The sequence below is a fragment of the Vibrio satsumensis genome (genome assembly GCF_050337435.1).
GTDB classification, from domain to species: domain Bacteria; phylum Pseudomonadota; class Gammaproteobacteria; order Enterobacterales; family Vibrionaceae; genus Vibrio; species Vibrio satsumensis.
Genome location: NZ_JAKJSX010000012.1, coordinates 180361 through 200806 on the forward strand (window position 1 = coordinate 180361; position 20446 = coordinate 200806).

The following is a 20446-nucleotide window of genomic DNA, read 5'->3' on the forward strand; positions in this document are numbered from 1 at the left end:
TTGTTAGTAACAATTAGAAGAAAATCTATATTTTATAAAATATTGTGTTTTATTAGGTTCTTTTTTGTAAAAGGCTGTTACTTAAATAGTATGTCTCTTCCCAATTGGGGGTTAATTGGAAAATGGAATACACTTGATTTAAGTAAGTCAACCTATATCGGCAAGCGACTAATAACCTCAGATTTTGTGGAAATTTATTCTAAATCTAAGTTGAAGATAGGTAGTAACGTTACGATAAATTCTTACTCGAGAATAGTTACATTTGAAAAGGTTGAAATCGGAGATAATGTGATGATTGGTCAGCAAGTAACTATTTTAGATCATGATCATGGTTATTATTTTAGCGATGACAAACTTTGTTTTTCAGGGTATAACACATCACCGATATTGATAGGTAATAATGTTTGGATTGGCGATAAAGTTACAATACTAAAAGGAACAGTCATTGGTGATAATGTAATAATAGGTGCAAATTCTATTGTAACGCATTCAACCGGTGACAATGTTATAGTCGGCGGTAACCCCGCAAGAATAATTAGGTATCTAAATGAATAAAGTGATCATGTATGGCCCTGAACTGGATAATAAAAATGCTAGTTATGGGGGGGGGACTGGCGGCTATACGAGAAATATGAAGACCTATATTGATTCTTTTGTTTCTGATTCTTTTACGTTGATCCCTTGTTTTCATACCATTCAAGAACGAGATAAAAATCTTAAGAATACAAAGTTATTTCGCCTCGCGAGAGATTTGATCCGAGTTTTTAATTCGATTAAATTAAATGAGCCCCAAGTTATTCATATTTTGGCTCAGTATAGAGGAGCTATTCTAAGGGAGTTTTTTGTAATCCTATTAGTTAAGATTTTTGGCTTAAAGGTAGTTTATGAAATAAAAGCGGGACAGTTTGATACCTGGTTTGAAAAGACCAATTTAATAAACAAAATGGCTGTTAGATATATCATAAAAAAATCTGACTTTGTTTTGTGCGAAGGCGAGCGCTATATAAATTTTTTACAAGAAAAATTTTCTCGTCAGTCTATTTATTGGCCTAACTTCGTTCCAAGTTCCGAGATAGTAAAGAAAAATAAAATTATATCCAACTCATCTAGTTTAGTCTCTAGTTTCTGTTTCATTGGTTATTGTTATGAAGGGAAAGGTGTTTTCGAACTAATCATAGGTCTTAATGATTTTTGTAAAAAAAATAAAGATAGAAAGTTAATCTTGAATTTAGTAGGCGAGCATTCACCTAGCTTTAGTGATTTTTTATCAAATACAGAATTGGAAGATAACTTTAACCTTTCCTCTCATGGAAAGCTCTCACATGATAAAGTTCTTAAAGTTCTATCTGCTAATAGTGCTTTTATTCTACCTAGTAAACATGTGGGAGAAGGGCATAATAACTCAATAAATGAAGCTATGATGCTAAATATACCTATTCTCTCAACCAGGCAAGGCTTTCTTGGTGATATTCTAAATGACAGATGCATATTTATTGACGACCTTCGTGATATAGTATCTCCTGTTGAATTGTTTTTTAACAAACCTAATCTAGTGCGTGAAAATGTTAAAAATGCCAATGAGTTTTTTCAAGAAAATTTGCATAGCGATGTGGTTGTACCAAAATTAATTGACTTATATCAGAGTGTATTATGAAACAAATATTACAAAGTTTGGCTAATGGTGAAACAACAATTGCAGATGTTCCGTGTCCACAGTCTAAAAAAGGAAGTTTACTAATCTCGACAAATAAGACTCTTGTTTCTGCAGGTACTGAAAGAATGCTTATTGATTTTGGTAAGGCTAATTTTATTGATAAAGCTCGACAACAGCCAGATAAAGTAAAAATGGTGCTTGATAAGGTTAAAACTGATGGCTTGATAACTACTATAGATACAGTGAAGTCAAAGTTAGATCAACCTTTGACTCTTGGTTATTGTAATGTTGGCTCTGTCATCGATTCAGGTCAAACAGAGTTTGATGTAGGTACTCGAATTGTTTCAAATGGCAACCATGCTGAGGTTGTTCGAGTTGCTAAAAACTTATGTGCACGTGTTCCAGATAATGTTTCTGATGAAGAGGCATCGTTTACCGTTCTTAGTGCTATCGCTCTGCAAGGCATTCGTCTTGTTAAACCAACTCTTGGTGAGTGTGTAGTTGTTACAGGTCTGGGTTTAATAGGTTTAATTACTGTTCAATTATTGAAAGCCAATGGCTGTCGTGTTTTAGGTATCGATTTTGATTCTTCAAAATGTGAACTTGCGAAGAAGCTTGGTGCCGATGTAGTTGATTTATCAAAAGGCGAGAACCCAATAAAAGCTGCAGAAATATTTTCTCGTGGGCGCGGTGTAGATGCTGTTATTATTACAGCTTCAACAAAATCTAATGAACCAGTTTCACAAGCCGCAACGATGTCTCGTAAACAAGGTAGAATTGTTCTTGTTGGTGTTGTTGGCTTGGAATTATCTCGTGCTGATTTCTTTGAAAAAGAATTAACTTTCCAAGTGTCATGTTCTTACGGTGCGGGTCGCTATGATAGTGATTACGAAGAGAAGGGCAATGATTATCCTATTGGTTACGTTCGTTGGACTGAGCAGCGTAACTTTGAAGCAGTACTTGATATGATGTCATCTGGCGCACTTGATGTTAAACCGCTTATTACTCATCGTTATTCTATTAATGATGCTATTGATGCATACAAGTGTCTTGATGATCGTTCTTCACTGGGTATTGTTCTTGATTACCCAAATGATAGTGTTGAAGAATTAAGCAGGAGACTAGTAAATATTTCATCTGCTGAAGTTTCCTATGAAAAGTCTGATGTAGTCTGTACATTTGTCGGAGCTGGCAACTACGCATCCCGTGTTTTAATGCCTTCATTTAAAAATGCGGATGCAAAACTAGATACTGTTGTAACTAGTGGTGGTGTTAGTGCTGTACATCATGGTGATAAGCAAGGCTTTGCTAAAGCATCGACAGATTTTGAAGAAGCTATGCAAGATAGTTCTACAAATACAGTTGTTATTGCCACTCAGCATAACTTACACTCATCACAAACTATTAGCGCCCTTCAGGCTAGTAAGAATGTTTTCGTTGAAAAGCCATTAGCTTTAACTGAAGAAGAAATCGATTTAATAGAAAAAACTTATAATGAATTAGAAGAAAAACCTCGACTAATGGTTGGTTATAATCGACGTTTTGCCCCACAAATCATAAAAATAAAAGAGCTTCTTTCTTCTGTATCCGGTCCTAAAACATTCATTATGACTATGAATGCTGGCGAAATTCCTGCAGAACACTGGACACAAGATATTAATGTTGGTGGTGGTAGAATTATTGGTGAAGCTTGCCACTATATTGATTTAATGAGGCATTTAACAGGTTCTAAAATTACGGGCTTCAATGCAATGTGCGTTGGTGACACCCCCGGTGTTGCAATACGAGAAGATAAGGCGAGTATTACTCTATCATTTGAAGATGGATCAATTGGTACCATTCATTACTTTGCTAATGGAGGCAAGGCGTTCCCTAAAGAGAGAATTGAAGTTTTTGCTAACGATGCAGTTCTTCAACTTGATAATTTCCGTAAACTTACAGGCTTTGGGTGGAAGGGTTTCTCTAAGAATAAACTGATGTCTCAAGATAAAGGCCAAAATAATTGCACAACAGCGTTTGTTGACAGCATTAAAGAAGGTAAGCCCTCACCTATCCCTTTTTCTGAGATTATTGAAGTAGCGAAAGTAAGTTGTAAAGTAGCAGCGAGCTTAAGATAGTAGTGTTAGTAGATGTAGGGGCTTATTATTAGCCCCTTTTATTATTATGAATAGATTAACTAGACTGTATTATACAGTAAAATACTTAAAACCAATTCAAGTGCTCAATCGCTTTCAGCGTAAATTAAGAACAATCCCTGTTGTTGAAAATAGTTATTGTATTACATCCGACTTAGCTCAAAAGTGGACTCGTTCAGAGCTTTTAGCTTCATCATATTGTGGTCACAATGAATTTATATTCTTGAATGAAAAGTCGACATTGACTCACTGGAACGATCAGAGTCAGGCTAAATTGTGGTTATATAACTTGCATTATTTTGATGATTTAAATGCATTTGGTGCTAGTGAAAGAAAAGACCTCCATTTAAATCTCATAGAGCAGTGGGTTGATGATAATCCAATAGGTGTTGGTAATGGTTGGGAGCCTTACCCTTCTTCTTTACGCATTATTAATTGGATAAAATACTTCCTTTCTTTTGATGTTTCCAACTCTAAGTATGAAGAAAGTCTATACCAACAAACCCACTATCTGAGGCATAATTTAGAATATCACTTGCTTGGTAACCATTTATTTGAAAATGCAAAGGCTTTAGTCTTCGCTGGTTGTTATTTTAATGATGAGCGATCTGCCGAGTGGTTAACTAAAGGGTTGGAAATATTACACAAAGAAATACCAGAGCAAATATCTAAAGATGGTAGTAACTTTGAATTATCACCAATGTATCACAATATCCTCTTGGCAGGCATGTTAGATCTTTTCAATTTAACTAATGCTTATAAGCATAAAGAATTGTTAAAACGTCAAGGGTCTTGGAGAAAAATCATACTCCAAATGATAAAGTACTCTTTGAGTATGAATCACTTAGATGGTGATGTGTCGTTATTTAATGACTCTGCGAAAGGTATTGCCGCGAAAACTCAAGATTTAATCGAGTATGCTAATAGACTTGGAATTGAGTACTTATCTGAGTTTGAACAGCATGATGGCTTGTCTTATCAACATTATACAGATGCTGGATATATTGTCGTTGAAAGCTCTAAGCTCAAAGCACATTTAGATATTGCGAAAGTTGGGCCTGATTATCTTCCAGGACATGGGCATGCTGATACTTTAAGCTTTGAGGCTAGTTTCTATGGTCAAAGGGTTTTTGTTAATAGTGGGACCAGTGTTTATGGCTTAAGCGAAGAACGACTAAGGCAACGAAAAACGGCAGCACATAATACTATTGAAGTCGATGGGTTGGACTCTTCAGAAGTCTGGAGTGGATTTCGTGTAGCGAGAAGAGCTTATCCTAATTTGAGATCCATAGCTCAAAATGATGACTCCCTTATAATCTCTGCATCACATGATGGTTATATGAGGTTAAAAGGCAAGGTTACACATAACCGTGATTGGCAGTTTACGGATTCACAATTGGTGATTAGTGATAATTTAACTGGTCACGTGAATACTGCTTTTGCCTTTTTACACGTCCATCCAGATATCGATGTTACGCTGGAAGGTCGAATTATATATCTAACTTTACCTGATTCTCAAATCTTAACTTTAGAGTCTAACAGTGAAGTGTTAATAGAAGACTCTACCTGGCATCCAGAGTTTGGTAAAAGTATTCCTAATAAAAAGCTTGTTTTTCCAATAGAGGATCAAGCTCTAACAGTATCAGTGAATTATTGATGAAAATTTTAGTATTGTCTTTTTATTATGCTCCGGATTTATGTGCAGGCTCTTTTCGTACGACTTCACTTGTGGAGCAATTAAGAAAGAAAGATGTAGATATTGATGTGATAACTACATTACCAAATCGTTATGCTTCATTGAAATCGGAAGCCGTAGCTTTGGAAAGAGATGGAAATGTTACCATTCAAAGATGTGAATTACCTTCCCATAAAAGTGGAATGTTAGATCAAGTTGTGTCTTTTTATAGTTTTTATAAGCAAGTTTCTAAGCTTGTTAAAGATAAAGACTATGACTTAATCTATGCCACTAGCTCTAGATTATTCACTGCTTTCTTAGGTGCTCGTATCGGTAAAAGTAAATCAATACCAGTTTACTTGGATATACGAGATATCTTCCTTGATACCTTAAAAGACGTGCTGAATCCAAACTTATTTAGGGTACTTTCCCCGTTACTTTCACTAATTGAAAGATATACATTTAATAGCGCTAGCCATATCAACCTAGTATCAGAGGGCTTTAAAAGTTATTTCAACTCTAATTTTAAGTGTGAATCTTATTCTTTTTTTACTAATGGCATTGATAGTGAGTTTTTGAATGTGGATTTTTCAAGTTCAGAAGCATGTGGCGATGACGAGAAAATAATCTTATATGCAGGGAATATGGGGGAAGGGCAAGGTTTACATACTATTATTCCTTCTTTAGCTCAGCAACATCCTGAGTATCAGTTTAAAATGATAGGAGATGGCGGAAGGAAACCGGATCTGGTTAATTCTTGTAAAGGACTAAAGAATGTAAAAATCCTACCTCCAATAGTTCGCTCAGATTTGAATAAAGAGTATCAAAAAGCAGACATATTATTTTTACATTTAAATGATTATGACGCTTTTAAGAAGGTTCTACCATCTAAGTTGTTTGAATATGGAGCTACCGGTAAACCAATTCTTGCTGGTGTCTCTGGGTATGCGGCGGATTTTTGTAACCAAGAGTTATCTAATACAGCTGTTTTTTACCCTAGTAATAGCCAAGGTGCATCTAAGGCCTTGAATCAGCTTTCATTAGAAGCAGAAGAACGTAATGGATTTATTCAGAAGTTTCAACGTAGTAACATTATGGCAAAATTAGCAGATTCAATCTGTCAATATGGTGGTAAAAAGTGAGTATTTTAATCACAGGTGCAGGTGGTTTTTTAGGTGCAACCTTAGTTCCAAGTTTGCCTAAGGCGCAACAATTAGTTTTTGTTGATAGAAAAGAGCCTAAGTTTAGTGATTCAGCTCTCTATTCATATTATCAACGTGAAATAAATAGTAAGGCTGATTATTCAGATTGCTTGGTTAATGTGAGCTGTATTGTTCATTGTGCAGCTCGTGTGCACATTATGAATGATGAATCTTCTAATCCTCTTGATGATTATCGAGAAGTAAATACCGTTGGCACACTTAATTTGGCTAAGCAAGCTGTTGAAGCCGGTGTTAAGCGTTTCATTTTTATTAGTAGTATCAAGTCTAACGGTGAGTCGTCTCAATTGGGTAAGCCATTTAGGTATGATGACCCTAGAACCCCTGAGGATTTCTATGGACAATCTAAATCTGAAGCTGAGGAGCAATTGCTAGAGTTAGCAAAAGAGACCGGCTTAGAAGTTGTGATTATTCGTCCAACACTTGTCTATGGTGCCGGGGTAAAAGCTAACTTTGCATCATTAATGAGACTTGTTTCTAAAGGTTTACCATTACCTTTTGGTTGTATTACTAATAATGCACGTAGTTTAGTTTCAGTTAAAAATTTAGTTGGCTTAATTATTACTTGTATTGACCACCCTAAGGCAGTAAATGAGGTTTTTCTTGTTTCTGATGATCATGATGTGTCAACTTCAGAAATGGTACAACAGATGAGTAAAGCCCTGGGTAAATCATCACTTCAATTACCAGTACCAGTATGGTGCTATAAGTTAGTAGGTAAGTTGCTCAAAAAAGAAGGCGTAATTGATCGTTTAACCGGCTCTTTGCAGGTTGATATTACCCATACTAAAGATACTCTAGGTTGGCAACCACCTCAAACTCTAGCAGATGGTTTTAAAGAAACCGCTGATTATATTCTAGAATTACAAGGTAAAAAATAATGATCCGTTTTATTGATTTTTTAGCATCATTCTTTGGTTTGCTCTTTCTTTGGCCACTGTTACTTATTGTGACTATTATTGGTATGTTTGATACTGGTTCACCAATCTTTATTCAAGAACGGGTAGGACGTAACAAAAAGCCATTTAAGCTTATTAAGTTTCGTACCATGTCAGTAGAAACGAAATCCGTAGCTAGTCACTTAGCCAGTAATGCTTCGATTACCAAGTTGGGTGCGTTTCTACGCAAGACTAAGATTGATGAATTGCCCCAGTTGATTAACGTTGTGAAAGGTGAAATGAGTTTAGTTGGCCCACGTCCAAATTTGTTTAATCAAGAAGAATTGATCAGAGAGCGTGACGCACAAGGTGTGTATGATGTTTTACCAGGTGTAACCGGCTTAGCTCAGGTTCAGAACATTGACATGTCTACACCGGAGTTATTGGCTAAAATGGATAAACAGATGATAGATACGCTGACTTTGAAAGATTACTTCAAGTACATTTTGATGACAGCGACTGGCAGTGGCTCTGGAGATGCCGTTAAATAATCCTATTCTTAGAACGAATCCTTCTATTTTCGACCTTTACTCTTATAATCATTGATTTAGTGGCTTGAGAGTTTCAGGCATGAGATTATTGTTCGTGTAAGCTCTTTTATTAATCGTTCACAAATACCCCAATAACTGAAAGTTGTCGAACTATTGGGGCTTTTATATAAATAACAAATTAATGCGCGAATTAGATATTCGGGTTATCTTTTGCAAGTTCTCTTTGCGAATTTAAATAATGTTCAACACATCCCACTCATGCAGTCTTTGTGGTTTATTAAATACTCATAAATAAGAATAACTTTATGCAACGTCTAAACTTCATATGGCACCTTTCTCGTTTTAACAAGCGGGTTATCAGTGTTTCTATTGATGCTTTACTCATTATATTTGCTCTGCACATTGCGTTGTGGACAAGACTAGGTGATTTCCAATTTTTGAATGACGGCGATAATTTATTACTGACAGGATTAATAGTAATAATGACGGTGCTTATTTTTACTAAATTAGGGCTTTATCGCGCAGTACTTAGGTACCTCACCTTTCAAGCGCTGTTTGTGGTAACGGCAGGTGCAATATTGTCGGCAATATCTTTGGCTCTGTTTGCTTATTACCTGCAAGAACCTGTCCCTCGTACGGTGCCTATTATTTACGGTGCTTATTTAGCCTTGCTGTGCGGTGGTTCTCGTTTGGTGGTTCGCAATCTTGTCGCGACGACGTCAAAAGATATTCGTCAAGAAGTGCTTATCTACGGTGCGGGCTCTGGTGGCCGACAATTGGCTGTCGCGTTAAGAGCGTCTGAAAACTATCGAGTACGCGCGTTTATTGATGAAGATAAAACGCTCACCAATACCGTTATTTTGGGTTTGCCGGTTATTGATTTGGATAAAACGGAAGGGCTAATTGAAAAGCACGACGTTTCTAAAATCTTACTCGCGATCCCAAGCGCCTCTCGCGCTCGCCGTAAGCAAGTGTTGGAGTTATTGGCACAGCTGCCAGTTGAGATTCAAACCGTTCCTGAAATGGCCGATATTGTGTCAGGTAAAGCGAAAATTGATGAGCTTACCGATGTTCCTATCGAAGATTTGCTCGGCCGTGATGCGGTTGCGCCTCAACAAGCACTGATGGAAGCCAACATCAAAGGTAAAGTGGTGATGGTCACCGGTGCTGGCGGCTCTATTGGTTCTGAACTTTGTCGTCAAATCCTTAAACAACAACCTAAAACATTAGTGCTGTTTGAAGTCTCTGAGTTTGGCTTATACCAAATTGATCGTGAGCTTTCGCTCGTCAAAGAAACCAAAGGTTATGATGTGGAGATCGTTCCACTATTAGGTTCGGTACAGCGAACACATCGCTTGTTAACCTCAATGCAGTCTTTTGGTGTGCAAACGGTTTATCATGCCGCGGCTTATAAACATGTGCCTCTTGTCGAGTACAACGTGGTAGAAGGTGTGCGTAATAATGTTTACGGGACTTACTATACCGCCAAAGCAGCGATTGAAGCGGGTGTTGAATCTTTTGTGCTTATCTCGACAGACAAAGCGGTACGCCCAACTAATGTGATGGGTACCACCAAGCGTATGGCGGAATTAGGCCTACAAGCTTTGGCAGAACAAGAGAACCAAAAAGAGCACGGCACACGTTTCTGTATGGTTCGCTTTGGTAATGTACTTGGCTCGTCTGGCTCGGTTATTCCTCTGTTTAAAAGGCAGATTAAAGCCGGTGGCCCACTTACTGTTACCCACCGCGATATTACCCGTTTCTTTATGACTATCCCTGAAGCGGCGCAACTGGTTATTCAGGCGGGCGCTATGGGTAAAGGCGGCGATGTTTTCGTTCTTGATATGGGTGAATCGGTCAAAATCACAGACTTGGCAGCAAACTTGATTAACCTTTCAGGGCTGTCTGTTAAGAATGAAGAGAACCCTCATGGTGATATTGAGATCCAATTCTCTGGCCTGCGCCCGGGTGAGAAGCTCTATGAAGAGTTATTGATTGGCGATAACGTATCCCCAACCGCTCATGAGCGAATCATGACGGCACAAGAGGTGTTCTTACCGATTAATGAATATGACACGCTACTTGAATCTTTGGATTTCGCTTGTCACAACCTACAACATGATGCGATTCGCCAGCTTCTTCTCGATGCGCCAACCGGGTTTAAGCCGACAGATGGGGTCGGGGATTTAGTTTGGAATGCTGCTCAGTATAAAGAGACGCTCCTTCTAGAACCTAGAACCTAGAACCTAGAACCTAGAACCTAGAACCTAGAACCTAGAACCTAGAACCTAGAACCTAGACCGACATTGGGTTCGGTGATGTGAATTATGACCTTCCGTTAGCGTGTTTTTTACACAATTCTTTCGAAGGTGTTCTGTTTATTGTCCATAATTACTGTGAGCTTTAATAGCGAAATGAGGCAGTAATCATGATAATAGATATTTCATCTAATCGAGAAATTGAAGAAAGTTTGGATCAAATATTGTGGGATGATTTTAGCTTTCAATATGTTACCAACAGAACCACAGCGATAGAGCAACCGGTGGTGCATGATCTAAAGTCACAGGACGATGATGAAGATCATGACACTGAGATTAATCTTCTAAACTGAAGAGCCGTGAGGTTATTGTTGTTCCAGCTTTCCTATGTAGATGTAGGGATATAAACTTTCATATCCCTACTTTACGCCCTCCTAAAATGACGCTTTTTTTCACATTCGATCATCCTACCTGCGCCCTTTCTTGATCTTCCGCTACAGTTTTGACTGTAAACTGTAGTAAAATTACGCTAATTTGTTTTTATACCGATTTATTTTGAATTGAACGAGGTCAGTCCTATGTCAGCTAAGAAGCCAATGGCTCTAGTGATCCTTGACGGTTACGGTTACCGTGAAGACAACCAAGACAACGCTATCGCGAACGCTAAAACACCAGTATTAGACGGTCTTATTGCTAACCAACCTAACACGCTAATCTCGGCTTCTGGCTTAGATGTGGGCCTACCTGATGGCCAAATGGGTAACTCTGAAGTGGGTCACACCAACATCGGTGCTGGCCGTGTGGTATACCAAGATCTTACTCGTATCACTAAGTCAATTTCAGACGGTGAGTTCGGTCAAACTGAAACGCTAGTTAACGCTATCGATAAAGCGGTGAAAGCTGATAAAGCGGTTCACATCATGGGCCTTATGTCTCCAGGTGGCGTTCACTCTCATGAAGATCACATCTACGCGGCTGTTGAAATGGCAGCAGAGCGTGGCGCAGAAAAAATCTACCTACACGCATTCCTAGACGGCCGTGATACGCCGCCACGTAGCGCAGAAAACACACTAGCACGCTTCCAAGCGTTGTTCGCTAAGCTAGGCAAAGGCCGTGTGGCTTCTCTTATTGGTCGTTACTACGCAATGGACCGTGATAACAACTGGGATCGCGTTCAAGAATCTTACGACTTGCTGACTCAAGCAAAAGCTGAGTTCACATTCGACACAGCAGTAGCTGGCTTAGAAGCGGCTTACGCTCGTGACGAAAACGATGAGTTCGTGAAAGCGACTGAAATCAAAGCAGAAGGTGAAGAGTCTGCAGCTATCGTAGATGGCGATGCAGTTATTTTCATGAACTACCGTGCTGACCGTGCTCGTGAAATTACACGTGCATTCGTTCCTGATTTCGACGGCTTTGCTCGTAACGTATTCCCTGCGATCGATTTCGTGATGCTGACTCAATACGCAGCAGACATCCCACTTCTTTGTGCATTCCCACCGGCTTCTCTAGAGAACACCTACGGTGAGTGGCTATCGAAAGAAGGCAAAACGCAGCTACGTATCTCTGAAACAGAGAAATACGCGCACGTGACGTTCTTCTTCAACGGCGGTAAAGAAGACGAGTTTGAAGGCGAGGAGCGTCAGCTTGTTGCTTCTCCAAAAGTCGCAACTTACGACCTGCAGCCAGAAATGAGCGCACCAGAGCTGACTGAAAAGCTTGTTGCAGCAATTAAAGGCGGCAAATACGACGCTATCGTTTGTAACTTCCCTAACTGTGACATGGTTGGCCACACTGGCGTTTACGATGCAGCGGTTAAAGCGGTAGAGTCGCTAGACGAATGTCTTGGTAAAGTAGTTGAAGCAATCAAAGAAGCTGATGGCCAACTGCTTATCACCGCAGACCACGGTAACGCGGAAATGATGGTAAACCCAGAAACGGGCGGCATCCACACGGCGCACACTAACCTACCAGTGCCACTTATCTACGTTGGCAACAAAGACGTTGAGTTCAAAGAAGGCGGTAAGCTGTCTGACCTTGCACCAACGATGCTTTCTCTGTCTGGTATCGCAATCCCGGCTGAGATGTCAGGTGACGTGATCGTTAAGTAATTACTGTTTTAGATAAATAGTTTTAACTTTCATCGAATACTAGAACGGCTGCACGCGAGTGTGGCCGTTTTTTTGTATCTGGAATTTGAGTATAGATACGGGATGCGAGTAAACGAGATTCGAAGAGCTTTAAGGGCAGATGCGGGATACGAGTAAACGGGATTCGAAGAGCTTAAGAGCGGATGCGGGATGCGAGTAAACGAGATGCGAAGAGCTTAAGAGCTAATACGGTATGTGGGTAAGCGAGTAGCGAGAGCTTAAGGGCAGGTATTGGGTAAGAAAAACATGCAGGGGAGAACATAAGGGCACGACCTTAAACAAAAGACGAAAAGAACGGTCTTGATGAATATCGAAAGAGTGACATTTCTTGAATGATTAGGTAGCTTAAGGCTCATACTATACTTGTCTTTTACCTTACCTCTAGGTTGTTTATATGAACTCAAACTCATACCGTTGGAAGCAACGACTGCAAAACTTAATGAAAGCGCAGCAAAGGCTTGAGAGAGCGTGCTCACAAGATAGCTACAATGAGTTAGAGCTAGCCGGGTTAGTACAAACCTTTGAATTTTCTTTTGAGCTGACATGGAAGACTCTTAAAGACTTACTTGAGTTTGAAGGGTTTGATGTGGCTTCGCCGAGGAGCGTTTTTCGTACAGCCTTAGAAGCTAAGCACCTATCTTCGGAGCAGTGTGAGATCATGCTTGAAGCACTAATAAAACGAAATTTATTGTCTCACACCTATGATGAGGAAAATGTCCTTGAAGCTCAGTCACTGATCTTAGAGTCATTTTCACCAGTGATAGGGCAAGTCACACTCTATTTAAGGCTTAAATGTGATCAAGAGAGTAAATGCGAACAAGAGGGTAAATGTGATCGATAGTTATTTGGTTAACCCAGACTCTGTCGGCCTTAAGCCTCATCAGTATCAGTTGATTGAGGATATTGTTTTGAATAATGCCGCAGTCATTCATGCCTGGGTATTCGGTTCTAGAGCCCTTGGAACTTATAAAGATAACTCCGACATCGATATTGTTATCGAGGGGCACGGTATTTCGTTAAGTGTCGTCGCAGGCTTGCAAGATCGTTTAGAACAATCGTCACTTCCCTTCAAGGTTGACTTGCTCATTAAGCATAGAATTACATCGAATGAGCTACTTGCACATATTGACACCTATGGAATTAAACTCAAATAATCGAGCGTATTTTTATTAGCGTACCTATGGTGTTGATTATTGAACCGACTGCTTACGCTTTGCCAGTTTATCTCGAATCTGAGTACCTGAATTGACTCGGCCATGTTTTTCATCATCAATAGAAAACGACAATAGTTTCATAAGCGCTATAGCTTCACCTCTATGCTTTCGATCTTCATAAGATTCAATCGTATAAGTGGGCTTACCATTTTGAGTAATGGTCATAGGCTCAGATAAATCGAGATTAGCCGCGTGCTTTTTTAAGTAACTTATCGTTTCAGTAGACATTATCATTACCTCTTCATATGAAATTTTAAATATAGACGATATGTTGTCTGGCGATAATGGCGCTTCTTGATGGTGAAACTTTATATTATTGATCTAGCGAGATAAGGTTTGCTTCTTTTTATTTAAGACCGAACGCTCAAAATCCAACAACCACTCTTTGCGGTTCATGCCGCCGGTGTAGCCAGTTAATGTTCCATTTGCGCCGATGACTCTATGGCAGGGTACAACAATACTAAATGGGTTCTTGCCGTTCGCACCACCCACCGCTCTTACGGCTTTTGGGTTTTCCATTCTCTTTGCTTGTTCGCCGTAGCTGATGGTTTCGCCATAAGGAATGGTTGTTAAAGCCGTCCATGCTTTGAGCTGAAAATCAGTACCTTGTGGCTTTAAAGGCAAATCAAAGCTTGTACGTTTGCCTGCGAAGTATTCATCTAACTGTTTCGTCGCCAGTTGGCAAAGCTCATCTGGATTGCTAGTCATTAGCTCTTCATGATTTACATGGTCAATTTCAATAAGCGACACACCATTACTCACAATGATCATCTTGCCAATCGGTGCGTCATAGAACATTTTGTAAGTACTGTCTTCCATGTCATCTTCCTTCTTTCTAGTCTTTAGTATCTCGTACCTGCTTTTCAAGCTCTTCGCATCTCGATACCCGAATCTCGCATCTGCTTTTTAGGCTCTTCGTATCTCGATACCCGCATCCCGCCTCTGCTTTTTTAGGCTCTTCGCATCCCGCTACTCGTATTTCTCATCTGCTTTAGCCCTTACACGAAGCGCAAAGCAATACCCTGAAATACCGCCCATGATGTTCCCTAAGGCTAAGCCGATAAACAACCCTTCGACGCCATCAATCTGGCTACCTATCCAAGCGAATGGAAGAGTAAATACAAACAGGCGCATGAAGCTCCACTGAAAGGCTTTGAGTGGTTGATGCATCGCATTCATCGCACTAATCAGCATCATTACAATACCTTGGAAGCCATAGCTAAATGGGACAACTAACAGGTAATGCCACAAGATGCCTCGTACTGACTCTTCTTGAGAAAATAGGGCGGCTAATGGGATGCTCAATGGCACCATCATTAAGAAAATCAAACCTTGGAACATCACGGCAAAACGCATACTGAGAAACAGTGCCTTAAAGCTGCGTTGTGGGTTGTTTGCGCCAAAGTTCTGCGCCATGAAAGGCGTAAGGGCAGAGGTCAGAGACATCAACACAATGATAAGAATCGATTCAATACGCTGGGCAGCTCCGTAAGCCGCCACGGCTTCGGTTCCTTGTTTGGCTAACATCATCATGATAATGGCGCCAGCAAGTGGATTGAGGGCATTGGAAAGGGCTGCGGGTGTGCCAATGGTTAAGATCTGTTTCCAGTCATCGATGAGGTTTTTTAGTTTGGGCGGAGCAAGCAGTTTTTCTCGTATGGTTAATACATACAGTGAGCCACACAAGGCACCAAACCAACTGAATCCGCTAGCAATGGCTGCGCCTTGAATCCCTAGCTCAGGGAAAGGCCCATAACCGAAGATCAGCAGTGGGTCGAGAATGCCGTTAATAAGGCCGGCCAGCATCATGATTTTGGCGGGTGTTTTGGTATCGCCACTCGCACGTATCGCGCTGTTGCCTGCCATAGGTATCACAAGCAGAGGTATCGCTAAGTACCAGACTGACATGTATTCAGATATCAGTGGCAGTAACTCAGGTTCAGCACCTAACAGAGTAAACATAGGCTCTAGCGTTATAAGCCCCAGTGTTGATGCAAAACCAACAAGCAGCACAGCAAGCAGTAAACCGTGGCAAGTAAAGCGAGCCGCATTTTGCGCGCAACCTTGGCCCAGCAATCTTCCAATACACGTCGATAAGCCAATGCCTATGCCCATCGTAATGCAGTTGATGGCGAAGGTGACAGGGAAAGTAAAACTCACCGCTGCAAGGGCTTGTGTGCCCAGTAATGAGATAAAGAAGGTATCGACGAGGTTAAACATCAAGATCGCCACCATACCGAATATGGTTGGTATGGTCATGGTACGCAATGTACTCTCAATAGGAGCGGTTAATAGCCCGTGCTTATCTTGCATGCAAAACGCCGATAGAACTAGAATATAGGTAGGATACCGTGAATTGTAGTTTGTCTGAAGAGCGCTTTCATAAAGTTTACAAATCACACAATACTAACGACATACTGTGTGATAGCATTCCGCAGTTGATAATTTAAATGTTTGAGAGATTTACAGTGAAGCAGCAAACACAAGCACAACCGTACTCCGCGCAAAAAACACCGATGTATATTACGAATGAAGGGGTTGATCTGAGAGAGCTTTATAGGTCATTGTGGGACGGAAAGCTAATAATCATAATGGTTACAGCTTTATTTACTGCTAGTAGTATTGTTTTTGCATTGTTAGCTCAAGAGTGGTGGTCTTCCAATGCTAAGATCACAGAAGCTCAACCTCAAAATCTAGCTGCATACCAGCAGCAAGTAAAGCAATTCCAACCTATTTTTGATATCTATCAAGAAGATGGAACTGTCCTTGTTAGCAAAGAGTTAGATAGTCTAATTGATTCTGAGTTGCTGTTTGCACGTTTTGTGAATACTTTTAATTCAACTAATAACAAGAAAGTGTTCTTAGATAATAGTACTGATTTTCAAAAGTTTAAAAGCTCTTTGGTTGTTGGCAATTCTGAGATGACTGCCGATGAAGCTAGATCCTTATATGTTAAATGGTTTGATAGAATTTCCGCTTCTAAAGTTGACAAGAAGGACCGTCATTCACCATATACTATTAATTTTCAAACAACGACCAAGGAAAGTAGTTTCGAGTTGTTAACGGCTTACATTTCTATCACAGAATTAAAAGTTCATGAAGATGCATTTAATAACTTACGTGCTACGGTGAATGGTAAGCGAAATGAGTTGATTCAGCAGAAAAAAATCCTAGAAAATCAGGCAAGTAATCAATTGTTAGTTGAAACTGAGAGAGCCAAATATGCCGCTCAAATTGCTATCTCTGCTGGCGTTGATAAACCCATCCAAACAGGTAATGAAAAAGAGCTGTTTAGTATTAATTTGGGAGCCAAGGCCTTAAAGGCGAAAGTTCAAGCTTTAGAATCCATTAAAAACTTAAGTGTTATCGAGCCTCGTCTTCAAACGATAAATGCGAAACTAGCTATGTTGAACCACCTTAAAATTGACCGAACTGTTGACTTTCAAACCTTTCGTTTCCTCGAAAATGTTGCACAGCCAATTACTCGTGATAAACCTAAACGAGCTATAATTGTAATGTTTGGCACGTTATTCGGTGGAATATTAGGTGTTGCTATAGTGTTAATACGCTTTGCGTTTAGAAAAGAAGATTAAGCTTTATATGGCTAGTATTACTCACTAGCCATTTTTCTTTTTACATCCTTTGTTGTTTGAGTTTCCTCACAAAAAGTATCTTTTCCCCCTTGGGATCTTTCACTTCGCCCCAACATACTCTTTAACCCCATGCCAATCGTGGCAACTATCAAATTAAATGGAAATTATCAGGAGATCTGACCGATGAATATCCGTCCTCTACACGACCGAGTTATCGTTGAGCGCCAAGAAGTTGAATCTAAATCTGCTGGTGGCATCGTTCTAACTGGTTCTGCCGCTGAAAAATCAACTCGCGGTGTAATTCTAGCTGTTGGCAAAGGCCGCATTCTAGAAAACGGTTCAGTACAACCATTGGACGTTAAAGTTGGCGACACTGTTATCTTCGCTGAAGGCTACGGCACTAAGTCTGAAAAAATCGACGGCAAAGAAGTTCTGATCATGTCTGAAAACGACATCATGGCGATCGTTGAGTAATCCGACCCATAAACCTGAACTGACTGAATAAAGAATTTAAAGGAAATAAAGATGGCTGCTAAAGACGTTAAATTTGGTAACGACGCACGTATTAAAATGCTAGAAGGTGTAAACGTTCTGGCTGACGCGGTAAAAGTAACGCTAGGTCCTAAAGGCCGTAACGTTGTTCTAGACAAATCATTTGGCGCACCAACAATCACTAAAGATGGTGTTTCTGTTGCACGTGAAATCGAACTTGAAGACAAGTTCCAAAACATGGGCGCACAAATGGTTAAAGAAGTGGCTTCGCAAGCGAATGACGCAGCGGGCGACGGTACAACGACAGCAACCGTTCTTGCTCAAGCTATCATCACTGAAGGCCTAAAAGCCGTTGCTGCTGGCATGAACCCAATGGATCTTAAGCGTGGCATCGACAAAGCGGTTATCGCAGCAGTTGAAGAGCTAAAAGGCCTTTCTGTTCCATGTGCAGATACTAAAGCTATCGCGCAAGTAGGTACTATCTCTGCAAACTCTGACGCGACAGTTGGTAACATCATTGCTGAAGCGATGGAAAAAGTAGGCCGTGATGGCGTTATCACAGTTGAAGAAGGTCAGGCTCTGCAAGACGAGCTAGACGTAGTAGAAGGTATGCAGTTCGACCGCGGTTACCTATCTCCTTACTTCATCAACAACCAAGAAGCAGGTTCTGTTGATCTAGAAAGCCCATTCATTCTTCTTATCGACAAGAAAGTATCAAACATCCGTGAACTTCTTCCGACTCTAGAAGCGGTTGCTAAAGCATCTCGTCCACTTCTAATCATCGCTGAAGATGTAGAAGGCGAAGCGCTAGCGACTCTAGTTGTGAACAACATGCGCGGCATCGTGAAAGTGGCGGCTGTTAAAGCCCCTGGTTTCGGTGACCGTCGTAAAGCAATGCTTCAAGATATCGCTATCCTAACGGGCGGTACGGTTATCTCTGAAGAGATCGGTCTAGACCTTGAGAAAGTAACGCTAGAAGATCTAGGTCAAGCTAAGCGCATTACTATCACTAAAGAAAACTCAACCATCATCGATGGTGCGGGTGAAGAAATGATGATCCAAGGTCGTGTTTCTCAAATTCGTCAACAAATCGAAGATGCAACGTCTGACTACGACAAAGAGAAACTTCAAGAGCGCGTAGCGAAACTAGCTGGCGGTGTTGCAGTAATCAAAGTGGGCGCAGCGACTGAAGTTGAGATGAAAGAGAAGAAAGACCGTGTTGAAGATGCACTTCACGCAACTCGCGCTGCAGTTGAAGAAGGTGTGGTTGCTGGTGGTGGTGTTGCACTTATCCGCGCTGCATCTAAAGTTGCTGGCCTTGAAGGCGACAACGAAGAGCAAAACGTAGGTATCCGTGTTGCACTACGTGCAATGGAAGCGCCAATCCGTCAAATCACTAAGAACGCAGGTGATGAAGAATCAGTGGTTGCTAACAACGTTCGTGCTGGCGAAGGTAACTACGGTTACAACGCGGCTACTGGCGAATACGGCGACATGATTGCAATGGGTATCCTAGATCCAACTAAGGTAACTCGCAGCGCACTTCAGTTCGCAGCATCAGTTGCTGGTCTTATGATCACAACCGAAGCGATGATCACTGATAAGCCACAAGATTCTGGCCCTGCAATGCCTGATATGGGTGGCATGGGCGGTATGGGTGGCATGGGCGGTATGATGTAAATCATCCCCCTTTCTCGTAACAGAGAAAGCCATACATAGGCTTTGAAAGATATAAGCTTTAAAGCGGAGACTTCGGTCTCCGTTTTTGTTTTTAAAGAGCAGATACTTAAAAGCAGATACGAGATGCGAGTAATCGGGATGCGAAGAGCGTAAGAACGGATACGAGATTCGAGTGAGCGGGATACGAAGAGCTTGAAAAGCAGATGAGGGTAAACGAAATTCGAGAAGGTAAAAGCATAAGATCTGAACTATCTCTAACTTGGTTCTTTATTAATACTTTTCTACGGTGTTCTTTTGAGATGATTAGGTTTTCGGTCTTTAGGTAGAAATTGTGCTTTATAGAAAACTTGATGTTTGGCAACGAAGCCGGCAGTTATCGATAAATGTTTATCGGGGAATGTCTACGTGTAGAGATTTTGGTTTCAAAGACCAGATTACTCGCAGTGCTTTATCTGTACCCAGTAATATCGCTGAAGGTTGTGAGCGAAAATCTCTGAAAGAGCGTAAGCACTTCTTCGCGATCGCTAAGGGTTCAATTGGTGAATTTGCAACTCAAGCCGATATAGGCGTTGAAGTCGGATTTATTCCTAGGGACGTTGGTGAGCAATGGCAATCTGAAGCGCTTCAAATCTCACGCATGCTAGGAGCTTTAATCAAATCGCTAGAACAATAATCTCCTCTGCTTTCTTATCTCGCCACTCGAATCCCGCATTAGCTCTTTGCCTTTCGCATCTCGTTTACTCGAATCCCGTATCTGCTTTTACTTCTGCTCTTTGCCTTTCGCATCTGGTTTACTCGAATCCCGCATCTGCTCTTAACCATTGCTCTTTATGGTTTAGCGGCTTATATTCAACAGTACAGTTATGACATTGATCTAACATGGATAGCTGTTGAATAAAGGATAATAAATGCTTGATTGAAAATGGATTAATCAAGTCAACAATAA

18 protein-coding genes are annotated in these 20446 nt (G+C 40.6%); 15 read left to right on the forward strand and 3 right to left on the reverse strand.

Translation table 11 applies throughout. The annotated features are described in order from the left end of the window. The 11 genes from L4C44_RS16830 to L4C44_RS16880 all read left to right on the forward strand — a co-directional run bounded on the left by L4C44_RS16830 (window position 1) and on the right by L4C44_RS16880 (window position 13675). A complete protein-coding gene (locus tag L4C44_RS16830) occupies window positions 1-555 on the forward strand; it encodes an acyltransferase (protein ID WP_428805419.1) in 555 nt (184 codons plus the stop codon). Further along, complete coding sequence (locus tag L4C44_RS16835; protein ID WP_428805420.1) at window positions 548-1654, forward strand: glycosyltransferase; 1107 nt, start codon at window positions 548-550, stop codon at window positions 1652-1654. The genes L4C44_RS16830 and L4C44_RS16835 overlap by 8 nt, the downstream gene beginning before the upstream one ends. Continuing rightward, window positions 1651-3771 (forward strand): bi-domain-containing oxidoreductase, encoded by a 2121-nt coding sequence (locus L4C44_RS16840; RefSeq protein WP_428805421.1) that lies wholly within the window; start codon window positions 1651-1653, stop codon window positions 3769-3771. Before L4C44_RS16835 ends, L4C44_RS16840 begins: the two co-directional genes overlap by 4 nt. A 46-nt stretch (window positions 3772-3817) precedes the next feature. Continuing rightward, entirely contained in the window at window positions 3818-5446 is a 1629-nt protein-coding gene (locus tag L4C44_RS16845; RefSeq protein ID WP_428805422.1) for a heparinase II/III family protein, read from the forward strand. After that, the gene (locus tag L4C44_RS16850) at window positions 5446-6606 is read left to right on the forward strand and encodes a glycosyltransferase family 4 protein (protein ID WP_428805423.1); all 1161 of its coding nucleotides are present in this window, start codon (window positions 5446-5448) and stop codon (window positions 6604-6606) included. Before L4C44_RS16845 ends, L4C44_RS16850 begins: the two co-directional genes overlap by 1 nt. Beyond that, the gene (locus L4C44_RS16855) at window positions 6603-7565 is read left to right on the forward strand and encodes a UDP-glucose 4-epimerase family protein (protein WP_428805424.1); all 963 of its coding nucleotides are present in this window, start codon (window positions 6603-6605) and stop codon (window positions 7563-7565) included. Before L4C44_RS16850 ends, L4C44_RS16855 begins: the two co-directional genes overlap by 4 nt. Further along, window positions 7565-8113 carry a sugar transferase gene (locus L4C44_RS16860; protein ID WP_428805425.1) on the forward strand — a complete coding sequence of 183 codons (549 nt, stop codon included), beginning with the start codon at window positions 7565-7567 and terminating at the stop codon, window positions 8111-8113. Before L4C44_RS16855 ends, L4C44_RS16860 begins: the two co-directional genes overlap by 1 nt. Before the next feature lie 305 nt (window positions 8114-8418). Beyond that, window positions 8419-10356 carry a polysaccharide biosynthesis protein gene (locus L4C44_RS16865; protein WP_428805426.1) on the forward strand — a complete coding sequence of 646 codons (1938 nt, stop codon included), beginning with the start codon at window positions 8419-8421 and terminating at the stop codon, window positions 10354-10356. Between the two features lie 593 nt (window positions 10357-10949). Further along, complete coding sequence (gene gpmM, locus L4C44_RS16870) at window positions 10950-12482, forward strand: 2,3-bisphosphoglycerate-independent phosphoglycerate mutase (RefSeq protein WP_132764132.1); 1533 nt, start codon at window positions 10950-10952, stop codon at window positions 12480-12482. Window positions 12483-12915: 433 nt separating this feature from the next. Continuing rightward, entirely contained in the window at window positions 12916-13362 is a 447-nt protein-coding gene (locus L4C44_RS16875; protein WP_428805427.1) for an HI0074 family nucleotidyltransferase substrate-binding subunit, read from the forward strand. Then, window positions 13352-13675: a nucleotidyltransferase family protein gene (locus L4C44_RS16880; protein WP_428805428.1), complete on the forward strand. Its 324-nt coding sequence runs from the start codon at window positions 13352-13354 to the stop codon at window positions 13673-13675. The genes L4C44_RS16875 and L4C44_RS16880 overlap by 11 nt, the downstream gene beginning before the upstream one ends. 36 nt (window positions 13676-13711) lie before the next feature. On the opposite strand, the gene L4C44_RS16885 is transcribed toward L4C44_RS16880, so the two are convergent. The 3 genes from L4C44_RS16885 to L4C44_RS16895 form a co-directional block, all read right to left on the reverse strand. Then, on the reverse strand, window positions 13712-13963 hold the full coding sequence (locus L4C44_RS16885) for a type II toxin-antitoxin system Phd/YefM family antitoxin (RefSeq protein ID WP_428805429.1): 252 nt from the start codon (window positions 13961-13963) through the stop codon (window positions 13712-13714). Between the two features lie 93 nt (window positions 13964-14056). Then, entirely contained in the window at window positions 14057-14554 is a 498-nt protein-coding gene (locus L4C44_RS16890) for a methylated-DNA--[protein]-cysteine S-methyltransferase (protein WP_248368727.1), read from the reverse strand. Between the two features lie 150 nt (window positions 14555-14704). Beyond that, window positions 14705-16048 (reverse strand): MATE family efflux transporter, encoded by a 1344-nt coding sequence (locus L4C44_RS16895; protein WP_428805430.1) that lies wholly within the window; start codon window positions 16046-16048, stop codon window positions 14705-14707. A gap of 155 nt (window positions 16049-16203) precedes the next feature. Between L4C44_RS16895 and L4C44_RS16900 the strand changes: the two genes are divergently transcribed. The 4 genes from L4C44_RS16900 to L4C44_RS16915 all read left to right on the forward strand — a co-directional run bounded on the left by L4C44_RS16900 (window position 16204) and on the right by L4C44_RS16915 (window position 20173). After that, a complete protein-coding gene (locus L4C44_RS16900; protein WP_428805431.1) occupies window positions 16204-17328 on the forward strand; it encodes an LPS O-antigen chain length determinant protein WzzB in 1125 nt (374 codons plus the stop codon). Window positions 17329-17511: 183 nt separating this feature from the next. Next, complete coding sequence (locus L4C44_RS16905; RefSeq protein ID WP_004741353.1) at window positions 17512-17802, forward strand: co-chaperone GroES; 291 nt, start codon at window positions 17512-17514, stop codon at window positions 17800-17802. A gap of 51 nt (window positions 17803-17853) precedes the next feature. Continuing rightward, a complete protein-coding gene (gene groL / locus L4C44_RS16910) occupies window positions 17854-19500 on the forward strand; it encodes a chaperonin GroEL (RefSeq protein WP_081230126.1) in 1647 nt (548 codons plus the stop codon). A gap of 331 nt (window positions 19501-19831) precedes the next feature. Next, a complete protein-coding gene (locus L4C44_RS16915; protein ID WP_327785083.1) occupies window positions 19832-20173 on the forward strand; it encodes a four helix bundle protein in 342 nt (113 codons plus the stop codon). The last annotated feature ends 273 nt before the right edge of the window (window positions 20174-20446 follow it).

What these genes read in the sequence shown, in the direction of transcription:
- L4C44_RS16835 (WP_428805420.1), top strand. Translation starts at nt 548, where the DNA reads ATGAATAAAGTGATCATGTATGGCCCTGAACTGGATAATAAAAATGCT.
- L4C44_RS16840 (WP_428805421.1), top strand. Translation starts at nt 1,651, where the DNA reads ATGAAACAAATATTACAAAGTTTGGCTAATGGTGAAACAACAATTGCA.
- L4C44_RS16845 (WP_428805422.1), top strand. Translation starts at nt 3,818, where the DNA reads ATGAATAGATTAACTAGACTGTATTATACAGTAAAATACTTAAAACCA.
- L4C44_RS16850 (WP_428805423.1), top strand. Translation starts at nt 5,446, where the DNA reads ATGAAAATTTTAGTATTGTCTTTTTATTATGCTCCGGATTTATGTGCA.
- L4C44_RS16860 (WP_428805425.1), top strand. Translation starts at nt 7,565, where the DNA reads ATGATCCGTTTTATTGATTTTTTAGCATCATTCTTTGGTTTGCTCTTT.
- L4C44_RS16865 (WP_428805426.1), top strand. Translation starts at nt 8,419, where the DNA reads ATGCAACGTCTAAACTTCATATGGCACCTTTCTCGTTTTAACAAGCGG.
- gpmM (WP_132764132.1), top strand. Translation starts at nt 10,950, where the DNA reads ATGTCAGCTAAGAAGCCAATGGCTCTAGTGATCCTTGACGGTTACGGT.
- L4C44_RS16875 (WP_428805427.1), top strand. Translation starts at nt 12,916, where the DNA reads ATGAACTCAAACTCATACCGTTGGAAGCAACGACTGCAAAACTTAATG.
- L4C44_RS16885 (WP_428805429.1), bottom strand. Translation starts at nt 13,963, where the DNA reads ATGTCTACTGAAACGATAAGTTACTTAAAAAAGCACGCGGCTAATCTC.
- L4C44_RS16890 (WP_248368727.1), bottom strand. Translation starts at nt 14,554, where the DNA reads ATGGAAGACAGTACTTACAAAATGTTCTATGACGCACCGATTGGCAAG.
- L4C44_RS16895 (WP_428805430.1), bottom strand. Translation starts at nt 16,048, where the DNA reads ATGCAAGATAAGCACGGGCTATTAACCGCTCCTATTGAGAGTACATTG.
- L4C44_RS16905 (WP_004741353.1), top strand. Translation starts at nt 17,512, where the DNA reads ATGAATATCCGTCCTCTACACGACCGAGTTATCGTTGAGCGCCAAGAA.
- groL (WP_081230126.1), top strand. Translation starts at nt 17,854, where the DNA reads ATGGCTGCTAAAGACGTTAAATTTGGTAACGACGCACGTATTAAAATG.